Raw genomic sequence first — 14,663 nt, forward strand, 5'->3', positions numbered from 1 at the left:
ACAATTTCTCGCGCGTTCTAGCACCCCGGGTGAGGGATAGCCGCCTCGCACGCGTAGAAGTCTTAGAACCCAGGGAGATCAATAATGCGCTTCGCACCAACATTCGCAGCTTTGGCGCTGCTCGCCACGCCCGCCCTCGCGCAGCAGAGCGGCGGAATGCAGGGCATGAACCACGGTCAGATGGCCGGCATGAACCACGACGACATGGCGGGCATGATGGCCGGCAATCCCTACGGCCAAGCCGAGATGGACATGCATCAGAAGATGATGGCGGCCAAGCAGGGCGACGCGGCCGAAATGTGGACGCGCAAGATGATTGAGCATCATCGCGGCGCCATCGCCATGTCGCGCGTTGCGGTGCGCGACGCGCGCGACGCCGAGACGAAGCGCATGGCGCAGATGACGATCACAAAGCAGGAAAAGGATATTGCCGAGCTACAGGCGTGGCTCCGCAAGCATGGCAAGCGCCCGCAGTAAGGGAGCGCTGCCCCCGCCCTGTCGATCCCCCTACCCCCCGGCAGGGCGGGGATTCCCATTTAGGAGCTGATCCGATGAAGACTGGTGTTCGTGGCGTCGTCGCCGCCTTGCTAATGACCATCCCAGCGGTCGCATCGGCCGCGGCCGACATCACCATGCACCGCGATCCGGGTTGCGGCTGTTGCGAGAGATGGGCGGCCCAGGTGCGCCAGCAGTTCGGCCGCAAGGTTCAGATCGTCGACGACGCCAATCGCGCCGCCTTGCAGCGCCGCGTCGGCGTGCCGGCCGCGCTCGCTTCCTGCCACACCGCTATCATCGACGGCATGGCCTTTGAGGGACACGTTCCCATCGCGGACATGAAGCGTGCCCTTGCGCAGCATCCGAAAGGGGTGCGCGGGTTGGCGGTCGCCGGGATGCCGATGGGTTCCCCCGGCATGGAGGTCGCCGGGATGAAGCCCCACGCCTACGACGTGATCGCGTTCGGCCCGAGCGGCCAGCGCGTCTATGCGCACCACGGCAGTTAACGGACGACTCTCGAGAAACGGAGGCGGTTGCCCGCCCCCGTCCCAGATCAGTGATTCATGCCGGGCATCGGCGCGGGCTTGGGATCGCCCGGCTTCGCCTTCATCTTGTCGCAGCAATCCGCGCCATCCTTGCAGCACGTCTTGTCGGCGCCACAGCAGCAGCCCGCATCAGCGGCGAACGCCGCAGCCGGAACGAGCAGCGCCAGCGCAGCCGCAATCATCTTGAACTTGGTCATCGGTGTCTCCGTGATTCAATTGTGTGATCGTTGAGCGTCACACGCTTCGCGGAGGGGGCGTCGCCGGAGGAACCGGCTGACCCGCAAGACCCGGAGCCGTCGCCGGCATGGGGGCAATCGTGGGGAAGCGCAGCGGCTCGACACGGGCGATCGTTTCGCCTTGGACAGCCGCGCAAGGGGTGGCGCATGCGGACGCGGGAGCCTTCTTCGCCGGCACCCCCTTCCCCTCGCACCCGGTCATTGCCGTCGCGATCGGCGCGGCTTGCGCCGCAGCCTCGCAGAACGGCCCGAGGCGCACGAGCAGCAGCGCCGCAAACACGCCCAGGAGGGCGACGCGGAACAGGCTGGCAAGAGGTCGCGATCCGCGTTTCACGCCTGCTATCCGCACCGTCCCCGCCCGAATGTCAACGAAAGCCTAGTGCGCCATCGACAGCCAGGCCGGGGCGAGCAGCATCCAGAGCGCCATCGCCACCATCATCACGTTCTCGGTCAGCGAGATGAAGCCGAGCGGCACGTTGCTGTCGCCGCCCACGCACGCGCACTTCAGCTCGCGCTTGTCGACATAGACCGCGTTGAACACCGACACCGCCCCAATCGTGCCGATGACGAGCGCGACCGGCACCGACAGCCACGTCAACGCGCCCGCGGCCATCAGCACGCCCGCGCCGCCTTCCGCGAACGGGTAGATGTAGGAATAGGGCACCCAGCGTTTCGCGAGCAGATCGTAGTTGAGGAACATGCTCGAAAAGCTCTCGACGTTCTGGAGCTTGAGCATCGCCAGCACGCACATCGAAAACGCGATGAACCATTCGCCCGCGCGCACCGTGAACGGCGTCCCCAGCACGGCATAGCTGACAGCGAGCGCCATCAGCGCCGTCATCGCGAAGACCGCAATTACCGGCCGATAGGTGACGGCCTTGGGATCGCGCACCGTCTTGCCGAAGAACCGGCGCAGATCGTCATAGCCGCCTACCCACTCCCCCGCGATGAAGGTCTGCGGTGTGGTCTTGACGTTGTGCTTCGCCTTGAAGGCATCGGTTTCCTCCCGCGTCGTCAACCAGTGGTCATCGACCGCGTAGCCTTCCCGGCGCAACAGGTCTTTCGCCTTCAGCCCATAGGGGCAGGTATGTTCCGGCATCACCATCCGGTAGATCGTCGCCTGCTTGGCGGGGGCGGTCGCCATGTCGCTTCTCCGATTTGTTCGCCCCGCCTATATAGGGTCCGTACCATAGTCCGGAGTCAAGGCATGGCGGGCATGACGATCGCTGGACTCGCGCGCGAAGGGGGCGTGGGCGTTGAAACGGTGCGCTACTATCAGCGCCGCGGCTTGCTACACGAGCCCGACCGGCCGAGCGGAGGTGGCGTGGGAGGCAGCATCCGGCGCTACGGCACCGACGACGCACGCCGGCTGCGTTTCATCCGGTCCGCCCAGGCAGCGGGCTTCACGCTTGAGCAGATCGGCGAATTGCTGGCGCTGGACGCGACAGACGATCGCGCTCGCGCGCGCCAGCTCGCTAATGAGCGCATCGCCGCGCTGGACGCCAAAATCGAGGAGCTTGAGCGGGTGCGGGCCTCGCTTCGCCGGCTCGCGCGGGAGTGCGGCTCGGGATCGGCCGGCCCATGTCCGATCCTGACGGCTTTCGAGGGGTAGCGGCTTAGGTCCGCTGACCGGGATGCTCCCCCGCCCGTTGGGGCAGAACCAGGATCAGGAGCAGGATGGCGACCGCCAGCACCGCGGACGCGAGCGGCCGGCTGAATGCCAAGCCACCATGATCGAGCGGCTTGTCGAGGAAGTCGCCGACGGCTGCACCCAGCGGGCGGGTCAGGATAAAAGCCGCCCAGAACAGCAGCACGCGGCTCGCGTTCGTCAGATAGTAGAGCAGTGCCAGCACGGCCAACAGCGCCGCGAAGATGCCCGCCGCTCCGATATAGCCGAGGTTGCCGGTATCGGCCGTCCAGTCGCCGAGCGCGGTGCCCAGCGTCTGCGAGAAGGTGATCGTGATCCAGTAGAACAGCTCGGCCTTCGGCTCGCGCACGGTATCGACCGAGATCGATCCGAGCGATCGATGCCAGGCGATCAGCGAAGCCAGCACGCAGCCGAGCAGCAGCGCCGACCCTCCGGTGTAGCCGATGCCGAGCGAGCGCGTCGCGAAGTCCGCCATCGTCGTTCCCGCCGTCGTCGACGCGATGATTGTCGCCCAATAAAGGAACGGGTGGAAGCGCGTCGCCGCGACCTCCCACCACACCAGGGCCACCAGCACCGTCAAGAAGATCGCGGTCCCGACCAGGTAGCCGAGGTTCATCGTCATCGAGACGGTGTCGCCGCCTGTCTCGCCCAGCGTGGTCGCGAGGATCTTGATGAGCCAGAAGCCCAGCGTGACCGCTGGCACCTTGCTCGCCAACTCCCGCTTCGTCGAGTCCAACACGGTGTCTTCCTTTCGTCGGGTTCCGCGCGGCCCTAGCGACACTCGACCGTGAGGTGCGCGAGTTCGTGGACGGGCGCGAGGCGAGCGCGAATCTCGTCGCCGGTGACGCCCTGCCCGCCCACGACGCTGACGATCGCGGCGTGCGCTTCCGGACCAACGCGCCAGACGCGAAGGTCGGTGATGCGCGCGTCTCCCGGCGTTTCGACCAGCTCGCGCACTTCATCCTCGACATGATGATCGGTCGCGTCGAGCAGCACTGACGCCGTGTCGCGCATCAGCGACCATGACCAGCGCGCGATCACGACCGCACCGACGATCCCCATCACCGGGTCCATCCAGACCCAGCCAAGATAGCGGCCGGCGAGCAGCGCGGCGATGGCGAGAACCGAGGTGAGCGCGTCGGCGAGGACGTGGACATAGGCCGAGCGCATGTTGTTGTCGCCGCCATGCTTGTCGTGAGCATGGCCGTGGTCATGCCCGTGATGATGATCGTGGCCGTGATGGTGCCCGCCCGAGAGCAGGAAGGCGCTGGCGATGTTCACGCCGAGGCCAACCACGGCGATGATCGTCGCTTCCCCGAAGGCGACCGTGATCGGCTGGAATAGCCGAAGGATGGACTCGACGCCGATCCCGAGCGCGATCAGCCCCAGCACCATCGCCGACGCGAACCCGGCCAGATCGCCGACCTTACCCATGCCGAAGCTATAGGCCCGGCTGGAGGCATGGCGCTTGGCATAGGCGTAAGCGGCCGCGGCGACCCCGAGCGCGCCCGCGTGTGTCGCCATGTGAAAACCATCGGCGAGTAGCGCCATCGAGCCGGTCAGATAACCGGCGACGATCTCCACCACCATCATCCCGGCGGTAAGCGCCACGACCCACAGGGTCCGGCGGGCATTGTCGTCATGCGAAGCACCCAGGAAAACATGATCGTGCGTGAAGGCGTCGATTTCGGGCAAAGTCGCCATGGGGCCGTCCTATTTGGCGTAGCGGCGGATCACCGCCAGCAGTTCTTCGGCACCGGCCGCCCGCTCGGCGTCGTCGAGGCCGACACGTGACACATGCGCCTCAAGATGCTCGGCGATGATCTCGTCCATGAGGCCATTCACGGCCCCACGTACCGCTGCGACCAGGTGCAGCACTTGGGCACACGACGAATCGGATTGCAGCGCTCGCTCGACTGCGCCGACTTGCCCGGCAATGCGACGAACCCGTGCGACCAGATCAGCATTTGTATGGGACAGATGCGACATAACCTACCCCCCTACCCTATCGGTAATCGCGTGACAATCTGACTTTCGACTTAGCTCCATCATGGCGATCACCGTTCGCCAAAAAGCTCGCGCTGTGCCTTCTCGAGCTCTTCCGTGTAACGGCGCCGGACATAGCTCTCGGATACGATGCCAAGTACATGCCGCTCGGCGGACAACACGGCGAGTTCGTCGGTACGGGCTTCATCAAAGCTCGCCATCACCGCTGCTATGTCCATATCGGGCGTCAGCACGACGTCGTGCTCTGAGGCAAGGCTCACGACGGCTGAATGCGGATCGAGCCCTTCCGTATAGGCTGCAGGAACAACGACGATACCCGCATAAACGTCTTGCGCGTCAGCCAGAACGACCCTGCTGGTCGATCCGAGCGGAAAGATGCGGCGGAACTCGGCGATCGACATAGCGGCGGGCGTAGGCTTTGTTTCCCTTCGCATCATGCGCCCCGCAGTGAGCGTCTTCACCCATCCCACGTCGCGCGCACTCTTGATCGTTTCGCCACGCAAATGAAGGCGCCACGTCGAAAACGAATAGCCGAACAGCTCGCGTACGATGGTCGATGACACCAGCGACGCGGCGACGACCGCCCCCGTGAGTGGAAAATCATGGGTCGCTTGCAGGACCAGCATCGCCATTGTCATCGGGCCACCCACAACCGCCACAGCGAACGCCGCCATGCCCACGAGTGCCGCGTTGCGCGGATCGATCACAGGATGCCCGATGATCATGGTCAGGCTTCCGGCGAAGAGGTGACCGAGCAGGGTTCCGAGGAACAACGACGCGAAGAACAGGCCGCCCCGAAATCCGAACCCGAGCGACACCACAGACGCGGCGCTCTTGGCGACCAACACGACAAAGATGAATTCAAGCGACGCGCCGAGCGCTAGATCGGCATGTAGCGCGCCGTGGCCCGCCGAGAGGACCTGCGGTGACAGTATCGCGATCGGGATGAGTAGCAGACCGCCCAGCGCGGGGCGCGCCCATTCTGGCACCCCCGTTCGCCGCGTTCCGCGCTCGACCAGCGCCACGGCACGCATGAGGACAATGCCCAGGAGCGCACAGATCGCACCCAGCCCGGCGTAGATCAGGTAATGATGCGTCTCGACCGATACGTTTGACGCAGCATCGATCAGATAGGGCTGCTGCCCGAATGTCTGCGCGACGAGCGCCCCGGCCAGAGCTGCAGCAGCGACAGGCGCGATTGCCGAGGGCGTATAGGCTCCGATGACGATTTCAAACGCATAGAATGCCCCTGCCAAGGGAGCGCCGAACGCAGCAGCGATCGCAGCTCCTGTTCCCGCGCCCACCAGCGTTCGTTGATCGGCGCGCCGCAGCTTCAGCCAACCTCCAAGCACCGAAGCGACGGCCCCACCCATCTGCGCATAAGCTGCCTCGAGGCCGACCGACGCACCAAAACCATTCGAGAGAACTGTTTGTCCTGAGATGACGAGGCTGTCTGGCAGCGACATGCGGCCGCCGTGCAGGGCATTCGCCTCGACTGCATCCACCAGACGGCGTTTGCGGGCGCTGACCGCGTATCCGAACGCTGTAAAGATCAGGCCACTCAGGGGCAGCACGAGCAGGCTCGGTAGCCCAAGTTCCGCGACGCCGCTCAAGCGCGTGTTCGGGGGAAGCGCGAAGAGAAAATGCTGCAGCGTGCGTGCAAGCGCACCCAGAACAACGCTCAATAGGCCCGCAGCCCCGCCAATGCCAATCGACAGAACGATGAAAGATGCTTCGCTGGCGCGAAGCCATCCCCGGGCGTCGCGTGCCATCAGGGTTGCGCGTTTGCGCGAGATGATCTGCGCCAGCACTATGCGCTGCGAGGGCCTCATTGCGGTGAGACGGTAATCGGTGAATGCGTTCGATTCATGCGGCTTGCCGAAGTGACGATCAGGAAGAGTCCGCCGACGAACATCGGTATGGTAAGCCACTGCCCCATGTGGAGGCCGGTCCGCATCGCGAAGCCGACAAGCTGGGCATCTGGCTCGCGGAAGAACTCTACCGTGAAACGGGCGAGGCCATAGCCGATGAGGAATACGCCAACGAGCATACCAGGTCGACGCCGGGCGTCCGTGAACCAGAACAGGAGCGCGAGCAACGCGAACAGCGCGAGGCCTTCAAGCCCGGCCTCATAGAGTTGGCTTGGATGACGCGCGAGGCCGTCATGGCTACCTGGAAACACGATTGCCCACGGCAGATCGGACGGCTTTCCCCATAATTCGCCGTTCACGAAGTTGGCGAGGCGGCCGAAGAAGAGGCCGATCGGCACTGTGCAAGCGACGTAATCGTGGACGCGAAGCCAAGCCAAGCCGTGCCGGCGCGCAAACAGGATCAATGCGAGAGAAACACCAGCGGCGCCCCCGTGGAATGACATGCCGCCATCCCACAGCTTAAATATCTGCAGGGGATGAAGGACCATCTCTGGACCGTAGAAGATTACATAGCCGATTCGTCCGCCAAGGATGACACCCAATGTCGCGTAGAATACAAGATCGTCCGCTTGGGTTCGGACCATTGGTGCCGCAGGTTGCTTCAATAGCTTCAGCAAATACCACCAACCAAGAACGATGCCCGCGATATAGGCAAGCGAATACCATCGCAGATCCAAGCTTCCGAGCGAAAGCGCTACCGGATGTAGGCCAAGGTCCGTGAACTGAATGTGGTGCATTTTGACGATCCCGGAGCATGACCGCGGACCGCGCTAAGCCTCCCCGAGCCTCCAGCCAAGACACGCAAAGCAGCGGTAGCCGTCGATTGGCCCTGTATTTGATAGCAATGAGTTAGCGCGACCCGTCCTCGACCGACCTTGAAGCGCGTTTCTGACCGTACACGTAGAGGATCGTCAGGCAGACAAGTGCCCAACCCGATCCCACTGCCCAGCCTGCAAGCACGTCCGTTGGCCAATGAACACCGAGGAACACGCGCGAAAAGCCAATGCCCATGATCAATGCGATCGATGCGCCGACAAGGAACACGCGGCCACCACGGGTCGGTGCCCATTGCGCGGCTAGCAGGGCGATCGATAGATAGACGATCGCCGAGTTCGCCGAATGGCCGCTTGGAAAGCTCGCGGAACTGAAAGGCGCCCAGTGCTCCACCACATCGGGACGCGCCCGGCCGAACCAGGGTTTCACGAGCGCTGTGATCGACGTCCCAACACCTGCCTCGGCTACAACGAAGGCACCCAGAGCCGTTTTTCTACTGGCGGCGGCGAAACCGGCGGTGAGCATCACGACGAGGGTCAGGGTTGCGGTATCCCCCAATGCGGTGAGATCAAGCATCGCGGCACGTAGGGGTGCGATGCCACCCAGATGGTCTCGCACCCAATAAAGGGCTGAACGATCGAAGGCATTTGTTTCGCCTTCCCGGATCTCGGAGCCGAGTTTCCAGACAACGAAGCCGACGATCGCAGCCACGGCCAACGTGACCATCAACAGGAGCTCAGGCCGGCGCCGCAAACGGTCCCACCCCATCGTTAACGTCGCCATGTCGCTACCCGCCAGACATAGGCAACCACGAGCAGGACGATGATTCCAAGCGAGATCGGTCCGACGAAACGCTCGACCGCGCCATAGCCCTGCCCCAAGGCAGAGCCGGCGACGGCTAAGATCGACGTCCAGGCGGTGGTACCAAGGAGAGACCAGAAAACGAACTGGCCGAATGGCATCGCCAGAAGTCCTGCCGGGATCGATACGATCGAGCGGATCGTCGGCACGAGACGTCCCACGCAAACGAAGAGCGCTCCCCCGTTGGCAAAGAGGCGTTGCCCGCGGTCGACGTCGTTCCGGCTTATAGTGAGCCATCGGCCATACCGTTCGATCAAACCGTCGAACCGCGTAATGCCAAGCGCGCGTGCGACGAGATACCAGGCGATGTTTCCTGCCATCGCACCCGCGGTTCCTGCGGCGATCACTCCCGGCAGCGCCATCACGCCGCGACCGGCCTCCATGCCCGCAAATGGCATGATCACCTCGGAAGGCAGTGGCGGGAACACCGTTTCTGCAAACATCAAAGCCGCGATACCGAGGTATCCGAGCTGCGCGATCAGGTCTTGGATCCAGCTGTCCATCGTTCACCAATTAGACCGATGGCGCGGCCAGGGAATGGCCGCAGGATTGTGATTTCCCAATCTTAGGGGCCGAGTGCCGGTTTTTGCGGCGTGTATTGGGAGATTGTATAGTTCCGGCAAGTCGGAGCCAATCGACTGCACCTATGCCGGCGCCATGCGCACACCCTTTCTTCTCGTCCCGTTAATCATCGCCGGCTGCGGCACCGAACCGTCCAAGTCGCCCGCAGGTCCGCCGGCCCATGCCGAGCCGGTCGCGCACGAGGCCGAACTGCTGAAGCTGACCCTGACGCCGCAGGCCCAGCAGCGACTCGGGATCGCTCTCGTCCGCGTCGCGAGCGGTTCGGTCAGCGCCGCGCGACAGGTGGCCGGCGAGATCGTGGTACCGCCGACCAGCGCTAACGGCGTGCCCGTCAACTCGACCACCAATCTTCAGCAGATCGGCAGCCAGCAGGCCGCGGCGGACGCCGAACTGGCGCGCGCGACCGCACAGGCGCGGCTGGCGCGGATCGCCCTCGACCGCGCCGCCAGCCTGGTGCGCGAGGAAGCGGGCAGCGTGCGCGGTCGCGACGAGGCCGCCGCGGCGCTGGCTGCCGCCCAGGCCGCGCTCGGCGCCGCACGCCAGCAGCGACAGCTCCTCGGACCGGCGGTCGCGTCGATAGGGTCCCAGGCAACCCTGTGGGTGCGCGCATCGGTGTTTGGCAGCGACGTGGGCAATGTCCGCCGTGACGGCGCCGCAACCGTTCGCAACCTGGGTGAAGGCGGTGCGCCGCGATCCGCACGACCGGTGCAGGCTCCGCCATCGGCCAACACCAACGCAGGCACCGTCGATCTCTACTATGCGGTCGACAATCGCGACCGGGCGTTCCGGGTCGGTCAGCGTGTTGCGGTCGACTTGCCGCTCGCCGGGCAGATCGAGGGACTTTCGGTGCCGTCGGCCGCGATCCTGCGCGATATCTATGGCGGCGAGTGGGTCTATCGGAAGACCGCGCCCGACACCTTCGTCCGTCAGCGCGTCGAGGTCGCATCGGAGAGTGGCGGTTGGGCGTTACTCGCGCGCGGGCTGGCGTCGGGCGCGGAGGTCGTGACCGATGGCGCGGCGGAGTTGTTCGGGACCGAATTCGGGGCGGCGCACTGATGCTCGGCCGGTTCGTCCATTTCGCGCTTGCGCAGCGCGTCCTCGTCCTCGCGCTCGCCGCCTTGCTGGTCGTGCTTGGCGTCCGCGCCGGGCGAGACGTGCCGCTCGACGTGTTCCCCGAATTCGCCCCGCCGATGGTCGAAATCCAGACCGAGGCGCCGGGCCTGTCGACCGAGGAGGTCGAGAGCCTGGTGACGGTGCCGATCGAGACGGCGGTCAACGGCGTGCCCGGCCTTATGACGCTGCGCTCCAAGTCGGTGCTGGGACTATCGTCGGTACAGATATTATTCGAGCGCGGGTCCGACGTGGTCCGCGCGCGCCAGATGGTCGGTGAGCGGATCACGCAGGTCCAGCCGCGCCTGCCGCTCGCGGCGCGTCAGCCGGTGCTGATGCCGCCGCTGTCCTCGACCAGCCGCGCGATGAAGGTCGGGCTGTCCTCGAAGAAGCTCGACCAGATGCAGATATCCGAGCTGGTGCGCTGGACGATCCGGCCGCGGCTGATGGCCGTCCCCGGCGTCGCCAACGTCGCGGTATGGGGCCAGCGCGATCGCCAGCTTCAGGTGCTGGTCGATCCCGACCGCCTGCGCGCCGCCGGCGTGACGCTGGCCGAGGTCCGCGCCGCAGTGGGCGACGCGGTGCTGGTCGGCGGCGGCGGGTTCGTCGATACGCCCAACCAGCGCCTCGCGGTCCAGCAGGCGGGCACGGTCCAGACTGCGGCCGACCTGAGGCAGGCGATCGTCAAGCAGGCGGGCGAAGCGCCGGTCCGCATCGGCGACGTCGCTCGCGTGGTCGACGGTTTCGCCGCGCCGATCGGCAACGCCATCATCGACGACGGCCCCGGCATCATGCTGATCGTCGAGAAGCAGCCGACCGCGAACACGCTGGAACTGACCCGCGCGGTGGAGGTCGCCTTCGCGGAGCTGAAGCCTGGCCTGAAGGACGTGAAGGTCGATACCACGATCTTCCGCCCCGCGACCTTCATCGAACGGTCGATCGACAACCTCACCCGCGCCCTCCTGATCGGCTGTGTGCTGGTCGCGGTGGTGCTGTTCCTGTTCACTCGCGACTGGCGGCAGGCGACGATCAGCCTCGTCGCGATTCCGCTGTCGCTGCTCGGCGCGGGCCTAGCATTGCTGTGGTCTGGAGCGACGATCAACGTGATGATCATCGCCGGGCTCGTCATCGCGCTGGGCGAAGTGGTCGATGACGCGATCATCGATGTCGAGAACATCGCGCGCCGCCTGCGGCTGAACCGCGAATCCGCCGATCCGAAGCCTGCGTTCGACGTGGTGCTCGCCGCCTCTTTGGAGGTGCGTTCGGCTGTGGTGTTCGCCTCGCTGATCGTGATGCTGGTCTTCGTGCCGATCTTCTTTCTCGGCGGCGTCGCCGGCACCTTCTTCCAGCCGCTCGCCGTCGCCTATGTGCTGGCGATCGGCACGTCGCTGCTCGTCGCGCTGACCGTCACGCCGGCGATGTGCCTGCTCCTTCTCCCGAATGCGCCGCTCAAGGAGGAGCGCGACACCCGGTTCGTTGCCGCTCTTAAGCGTCGCTACGTCGGCTTCCTGCCGCGCGTCGTCGGGCGGCCGTCGCTCGCGGTCGGCATCGTCGCAGGCGGGCTACTGCTCGCCGGGGTCGGCTATGCGACGTTCAAGGATCAGTTTCTCCCGGATTTCCGCGAAACGGACTTCCTGATGCACTTCGTCGAGAAGCCCGGCACCTCGATCGAGGCGATGGACCGGATCACGATCCGAGCCTCTAAGGAACTGCGCGCGATCCCTGGCGTGCGCAATTTCGGCGCGCACATCGGCCGCGCCGAACAGGCCGACGAGGTAGTCGGCCCCAACTTTACCGAATTGTGGATCAGCCTTGACGAGAACGCCGACTATGACGCTTCGGTGAAGCGCATCAAGGACGTGGTCGAGGGCTATCCGGGTCTCTTCCGCGACGTGCTGACCTATCTGCGCGAGCGCATCAAGGAGGTGCTGACCGGCGCCGGGGCCACGATCGTGGTTCGCATCTACGGTCCAGATCAGGACGAGCTGCGCGCGGCGGGCGCGCGGGTCCGGTCGGCCATCGCGGGCATACAAGGCATTTCTGACCTGAAGCTCGAAAGCCAGGTGCTCGTACCACAAATTCGTGTCCGCCCGAAACCGGCCGAACTGGCGCGGCTCGGACTGTCGGCCGGCGAGGTCCGGCGGCAAGCTCAGATTCTCGTGGCGCAGCAGAAGGTCGGCGAAATCTATCGCGACCAGAAAGCGTTCGACGTCGCGGTTTGGGGCGAGCCGGCCGTCCGCAACAACATTCACGCATTGCGCGATCTGATGATCCAGGCTCCGACGCTTGGTGGCGCGCTGCCGAGTAGCGGCAGTGGGTCGGGCGCCGGTGCGCCGGTACGGCTCGGCGATATCGCCGATGTTGAGATCGTCCCCGCCCCCAACGAGGTGAAGCGCGAGAACGGCCAGCGCCGGCTGGACGTGACGATGAACGTCGCGGGCGCAGACCTGGGAACGGCGGCGCAGGCGGTCGACGCCGAGGTCGCCAAGGTGCCGTTCGCCACCGGCTATCACCCCCAGGTGCTGGGCGAATATGCCGCGCTGAAGGATTCGCGTCAGCGGCTCTGGTCCACCGGCGGGTTCTGCCTGATCGGCATCCTGCTCCTCGTGTGGATCGAGTTCCGCTCACGCCGCATCACCGCGCTCGTCGGCGTCAGCCTGCCGTTCGCGCTGGTCGGGGGCGTGGCGGCGGTGGCGCTCACCGGCGGTGTGCTGTCGCTAGGCTCGCTCGTCGGGTTCGTCACCGTGATCGGCATCGCGGCGCGCAACGGCATCATGCTGCTCTCGCATTATCAGCATCTGGAACGTCACGAAGGCGTGGCGTTCGGGCGCGAACTGGTGCTGCGCGGTGCGGAGGAGCGGCTGGTGCCGATCCTGATGACCGCCGCATGCGCCGGTCTGGCGCTCGTGCCCTTGATCGTCGCAGGCAACGCGCCTGGGCACGAGATCGAGCACCCGATGGCGATCGTGATCCTCGGCGGCCTCATCTCGTCTACCGCGCTTAACCTGCTGCTGCTGCCGGCGCTCTACGCCCGCTACGGAGAGGAACGCGCGGCCTCGCCCTCGCCCGAGCGCAAGGAGGCGCTGGCATGACGCATCGCTGCCTGACGCCGATCCTCGCACTGCTCGCTTCGGCGTGCATGAGCGTGCCGAGGTCGCCGCCCATGGTCGCACCGGGGAGCGCCACGGGCGGGTTCGCGACGCTCCCCGTCGCGTCCATCGCGCCGGTTCCGGACGACTGGTGGCGGCTCTACGACGATCCGGTGCTGGACGGGCTTGTGCGATCGGCACTGGCCGCAAATGCCGATCTGCGCGTCGCCTACGCCAATCTCGACGCCGCGCGCGCTGCGCTGCGGCAGGCACGGGCCGCGCGACTCCCGCAGACCACGATCGAGAGCGCGCTGGGGGTGGACAACCCCGCTTCGCAGCCGAGCGCGTCGGGCAACGTGCCGACGACCGATTACGATATCGCCGCGACGGCAAGCTGGGATCTCGACCTGTTCGGCCGGCTGCGATCGGCCGCGACCGCGGCGGGTGCGGATGCCGGGGCACAGGCCGCCGTCGTCGACGGGCTGCGTGTCGCAGTGGTGGCCGATACGGTGCTCGCCTATGTCGACCTGTGCGGGTCGACCCGCGCGATCGCCGCCGCGCGCGCGGTCGCAACCGCGCAGGATCGCTCCGTCGGTCTCGTGCGCGAACAGCTCCGCGCCGGTGAGGTGTCACCGCTGGAGGTGTCGCAGGTCGCGACGATCGCCGCCGCGACCCGCGCCGCAATCGCGCCGTTCGAGGCGCAGCGTGCCAACGCGCTCTACCGCCTCGCAACGCTTCAGGGGCGGCCACCCGCTGAAGCACGCGACTACAGCTTCGCCTGTACCGCCGCGCCCCGCTTGCGCACCGCCGCGCCGGTCGGCGATGGGACTGCCCTGCTGCTGCGTCGCCCCGACGTGCGCGAGGCGGAGCGCCGCCTTGCCGCCGCGGCGGCGCGGGTCGGTGTCGCCCGCGCGGACCTCTACCCGCGCGTCAATCTCGGCGGCGCGTTGGGGCTGCTCTCCGGTGGGATCAAGGCGGTCGCCTCGCCGCTCGTGACATGGGCTTTTCCCAATCAGGCGCCGGCGCGTGCCCGGCTCGAGCAGGCCCGTGCGACCGAACGCGCCGCGCTCGCCGGTTGGGACGTCGCCGTGCTACGATCCCTGCGCGAAGTGGAGACAGCGCTGGCCGCCTATGACGCTGAGACGCGGCGCAATCGCGATCTGGAAACGGCCGCACGCGAAGCACAGGCCTATGCCCGCCGGGCCGCGGCTCGCGTCCGCCTCGGCGACGCACCGGGCCTGCTCCAGGTCGACGCGCAGCGCGCGACCGCGGCCGCCACGCTCCAGCAGGCTCAGTCCGACCTGGCAGTTTCGCAGGGCGAGGTCGCCTTGTTTCGCGCGCTCGGCGGCGGGTGGCGAACGGGAACCGCTTCCGAGTAGAATATG

15 protein-coding genes are annotated in these 14,663 nt (G+C 66.1%); 6 read left to right on the forward strand and 9 right to left on the reverse strand.

Translation table 11 applies throughout. From position 1 onward, the window contains the following. Positions 1–111: 111 nt before the first annotated feature. Positions 112–477 (forward strand): DUF305 domain-containing protein, encoded by a 366-nt coding sequence (locus A7X12_RS08790; RefSeq protein WP_232318422.1) that lies wholly within the window; start codon positions 112–114, stop codon positions 475–477. A 113-nt stretch (positions 478–590) separates the two neighbouring features. Continuing rightward, the gene (locus A7X12_RS08795; RefSeq protein ID WP_084445268.1) at positions 591–1,001 is read left to right on the forward strand and encodes a DUF411 domain-containing protein; all 411 of its coding nucleotides are present in this window, start codon (positions 591–593) and stop codon (positions 999–1,001) included. 47 nt (positions 1,002–1,048) lie between these two features. Here A7X12_RS08795 and A7X12_RS08800 read toward each other — a convergent pair whose 3' ends face one another. Then, entirely contained in the window at positions 1,049–1,237 is a 189-nt protein-coding gene (locus A7X12_RS08800; protein ID WP_064311265.1) for a hypothetical protein, read from the reverse strand. A gap of 415 nt (positions 1,238–1,652) precedes the next feature. Continuing rightward, positions 1,653–2,420, reverse strand: a complete 768-nt coding sequence (locus A7X12_RS08810; protein WP_064311267.1) for a glutaredoxin family protein — start codon at positions 2,418–2,420, stop codon at positions 1,653–1,655. A gap of 63 nt (positions 2,421–2,483) precedes the next feature. On the opposite strand from A7X12_RS08810, the gene A7X12_RS08815 reads away from it, so the two are divergent. Next, positions 2,484–2,888, forward strand: a complete 405-nt coding sequence (locus A7X12_RS08815; protein ID WP_064311268.1) for a MerR family transcriptional regulator — start codon at positions 2,484–2,486, stop codon at positions 2,886–2,888. 4 nt (positions 2,889–2,892) lie between these two features. Here the strand turns inward: A7X12_RS08815 and A7X12_RS08820 are convergent, their stop codons facing one another. The 7 genes from A7X12_RS08820 to A7X12_RS08850 all read right to left on the reverse strand — a co-directional run bounded on the left by A7X12_RS08820 (position 2,893) and on the right by A7X12_RS08850 (position 9,000). Then, on the reverse strand, positions 2,893–3,663 hold the full coding sequence (locus A7X12_RS08820) for a COG4705 family protein (RefSeq protein ID WP_269747811.1): 771 nt from the start codon (positions 3,661–3,663) through the stop codon (positions 2,893–2,895). A 32-nt stretch (positions 3,664–3,695) separates the two neighbouring features. Beyond that, positions 3,696–4,628 (reverse strand): CDF family Co(II)/Ni(II) efflux transporter DmeF, encoded by a 933-nt coding sequence (gene dmeF, locus A7X12_RS08825; RefSeq protein ID WP_064311270.1) that lies wholly within the window; start codon positions 4,626–4,628, stop codon positions 3,696–3,698. 9 nt (positions 4,629–4,637) lie between these two features. Continuing rightward, positions 4,638–4,913 (reverse strand): metal/formaldehyde-sensitive transcriptional repressor, encoded by a 276-nt coding sequence (locus A7X12_RS08830; RefSeq protein ID WP_064311271.1) that lies wholly within the window; start codon positions 4,911–4,913, stop codon positions 4,638–4,640. A gap of 68 nt (positions 4,914–4,981) precedes the next feature. Continuing rightward, the gene (locus A7X12_RS08835; protein WP_064311320.1) at positions 4,982–6,703 is read right to left on the reverse strand and encodes a chloride channel protein; all 1,722 of its coding nucleotides are present in this window, start codon (positions 6,701–6,703) and stop codon (positions 4,982–4,984) included. Between the two features lie 56 nt (positions 6,704–6,759). Beyond that, positions 6,760–7,599, reverse strand: coding sequence for a prolipoprotein diacylglyceryl transferase (lgt, locus tag A7X12_RS08840; RefSeq protein WP_064311272.1), 840 nt, complete (start codon positions 7,597–7,599; stop codon positions 6,760–6,762). A 112-nt stretch (positions 7,600–7,711) separates the two neighbouring features. Then, positions 7,712–8,419, reverse strand: a complete 708-nt coding sequence (locus tag A7X12_RS08845) for a phosphatase PAP2 family protein (RefSeq protein WP_084445254.1) — start codon at positions 8,417–8,419, stop codon at positions 7,712–7,714. Continuing rightward, positions 8,407–9,000 carry a DedA family protein gene (locus tag A7X12_RS08850; RefSeq protein ID WP_064311274.1) on the reverse strand — a complete coding sequence of 198 codons (594 nt, stop codon included), beginning with the start codon at positions 8,998–9,000 and terminating at the stop codon, positions 8,407–8,409. The genes A7X12_RS08845 and A7X12_RS08850 overlap by 13 nt, the downstream gene beginning before the upstream one ends. 103 nt (positions 9,001–9,103) lie before the next feature. On the opposite strand from A7X12_RS08850, the gene A7X12_RS08855 reads away from it, so the two are divergent. The 3 genes from A7X12_RS08855 to A7X12_RS08865 are packed head-to-tail and all read left to right on the forward strand — an operon-like array spanning position 9,104 to position 14,657. Continuing rightward, entirely contained in the window at positions 9,104–10,135 is a 1,032-nt protein-coding gene (locus A7X12_RS08855; protein WP_232318423.1) for an efflux RND transporter periplasmic adaptor subunit, read from the forward strand. Next, a complete protein-coding gene (locus A7X12_RS08860; protein ID WP_064311275.1) occupies positions 10,135–13,281 on the forward strand; it encodes an efflux RND transporter permease subunit in 3,147 nt (1,048 codons plus the stop codon). The genes A7X12_RS08855 and A7X12_RS08860 overlap by 1 nt, the downstream gene beginning before the upstream one ends. Beyond that, positions 13,278–14,657, forward strand: a complete 1,380-nt coding sequence (locus A7X12_RS08865) for an efflux transporter outer membrane subunit (protein ID WP_064311276.1) — start codon at positions 13,278–13,280, stop codon at positions 14,655–14,657. Before A7X12_RS08860 ends, A7X12_RS08865 begins: the two co-directional genes overlap by 4 nt. The last annotated feature ends 6 nt before the right edge of the window (positions 14,658–14,663 follow it).

The sequence above is a fragment of the Sphingomonas sp. TDK1 genome (assembly GCF_001650735.1).
Taxonomy (GTDB): domain Bacteria; phylum Pseudomonadota; class Alphaproteobacteria; order Sphingomonadales; family Sphingomonadaceae; genus Sphingomonas.

Excerpts from the sequence above, each read along its gene's own strand:
- A7X12_RS08810 (WP_064311267.1), bottom strand. The coding sequence starts at position 2,420 with ATGGCGACCGCCCCCGCCAAGCAGGCGACGATCTACCGGATGGTGATG.
- A7X12_RS08850 (WP_064311274.1), bottom strand. The coding sequence starts at position 9,000 with ATGGACAGCTGGATCCAAGACCTGATCGCGCAGCTCGGATACCTCGGT.
- A7X12_RS08865 (WP_064311276.1), top strand. The coding sequence starts at position 13,278 with ATGACGCATCGCTGCCTGACGCCGATCCTCGCACTGCTCGCTTCGGCG.
- A7X12_RS08835 (WP_064311320.1), bottom strand. The coding sequence starts at position 6,703 with ATGGCACGCGACGCCCGGGGATGGCTTCGCGCCAGCGAAGCATCTTTC.
- A7X12_RS08800 (WP_064311265.1), bottom strand. The coding sequence starts at position 1,237 with ATGACCAAGTTCAAGATGATTGCGGCTGCGCTGGCGCTGCTCGTTCCG.
- dmeF (WP_064311270.1), bottom strand. The coding sequence starts at position 4,628 with ATGGCGACTTTGCCCGAAATCGACGCCTTCACGCACGATCATGTTTTC.
- A7X12_RS08815 (WP_064311268.1), top strand. The coding sequence starts at position 2,484 with ATGGCGGGCATGACGATCGCTGGACTCGCGCGCGAAGGGGGCGTGGGC.
- A7X12_RS08845 (WP_084445254.1), bottom strand. The coding sequence starts at position 8,419 with ATGGCGACGTTAACGATGGGGTGGGACCGTTTGCGGCGCCGGCCTGAG.
- A7X12_RS08830 (WP_064311271.1), bottom strand. The coding sequence starts at position 4,913 with ATGTCGCATCTGTCCCATACAAATGCTGATCTGGTCGCACGGGTTCGT.
- A7X12_RS08795 (WP_084445268.1), top strand. The coding sequence starts at position 591 with ATGACCATCCCAGCGGTCGCATCGGCCGCGGCCGACATCACCATGCAC.
- lgt (WP_064311272.1), bottom strand. The coding sequence starts at position 7,599 with ATGCACCACATTCAGTTCACGGACCTTGGCCTACATCCGGTAGCGCTT.
- A7X12_RS08860 (WP_064311275.1), top strand. The coding sequence starts at position 10,135 with ATGCTCGGCCGGTTCGTCCATTTCGCGCTTGCGCAGCGCGTCCTCGTC.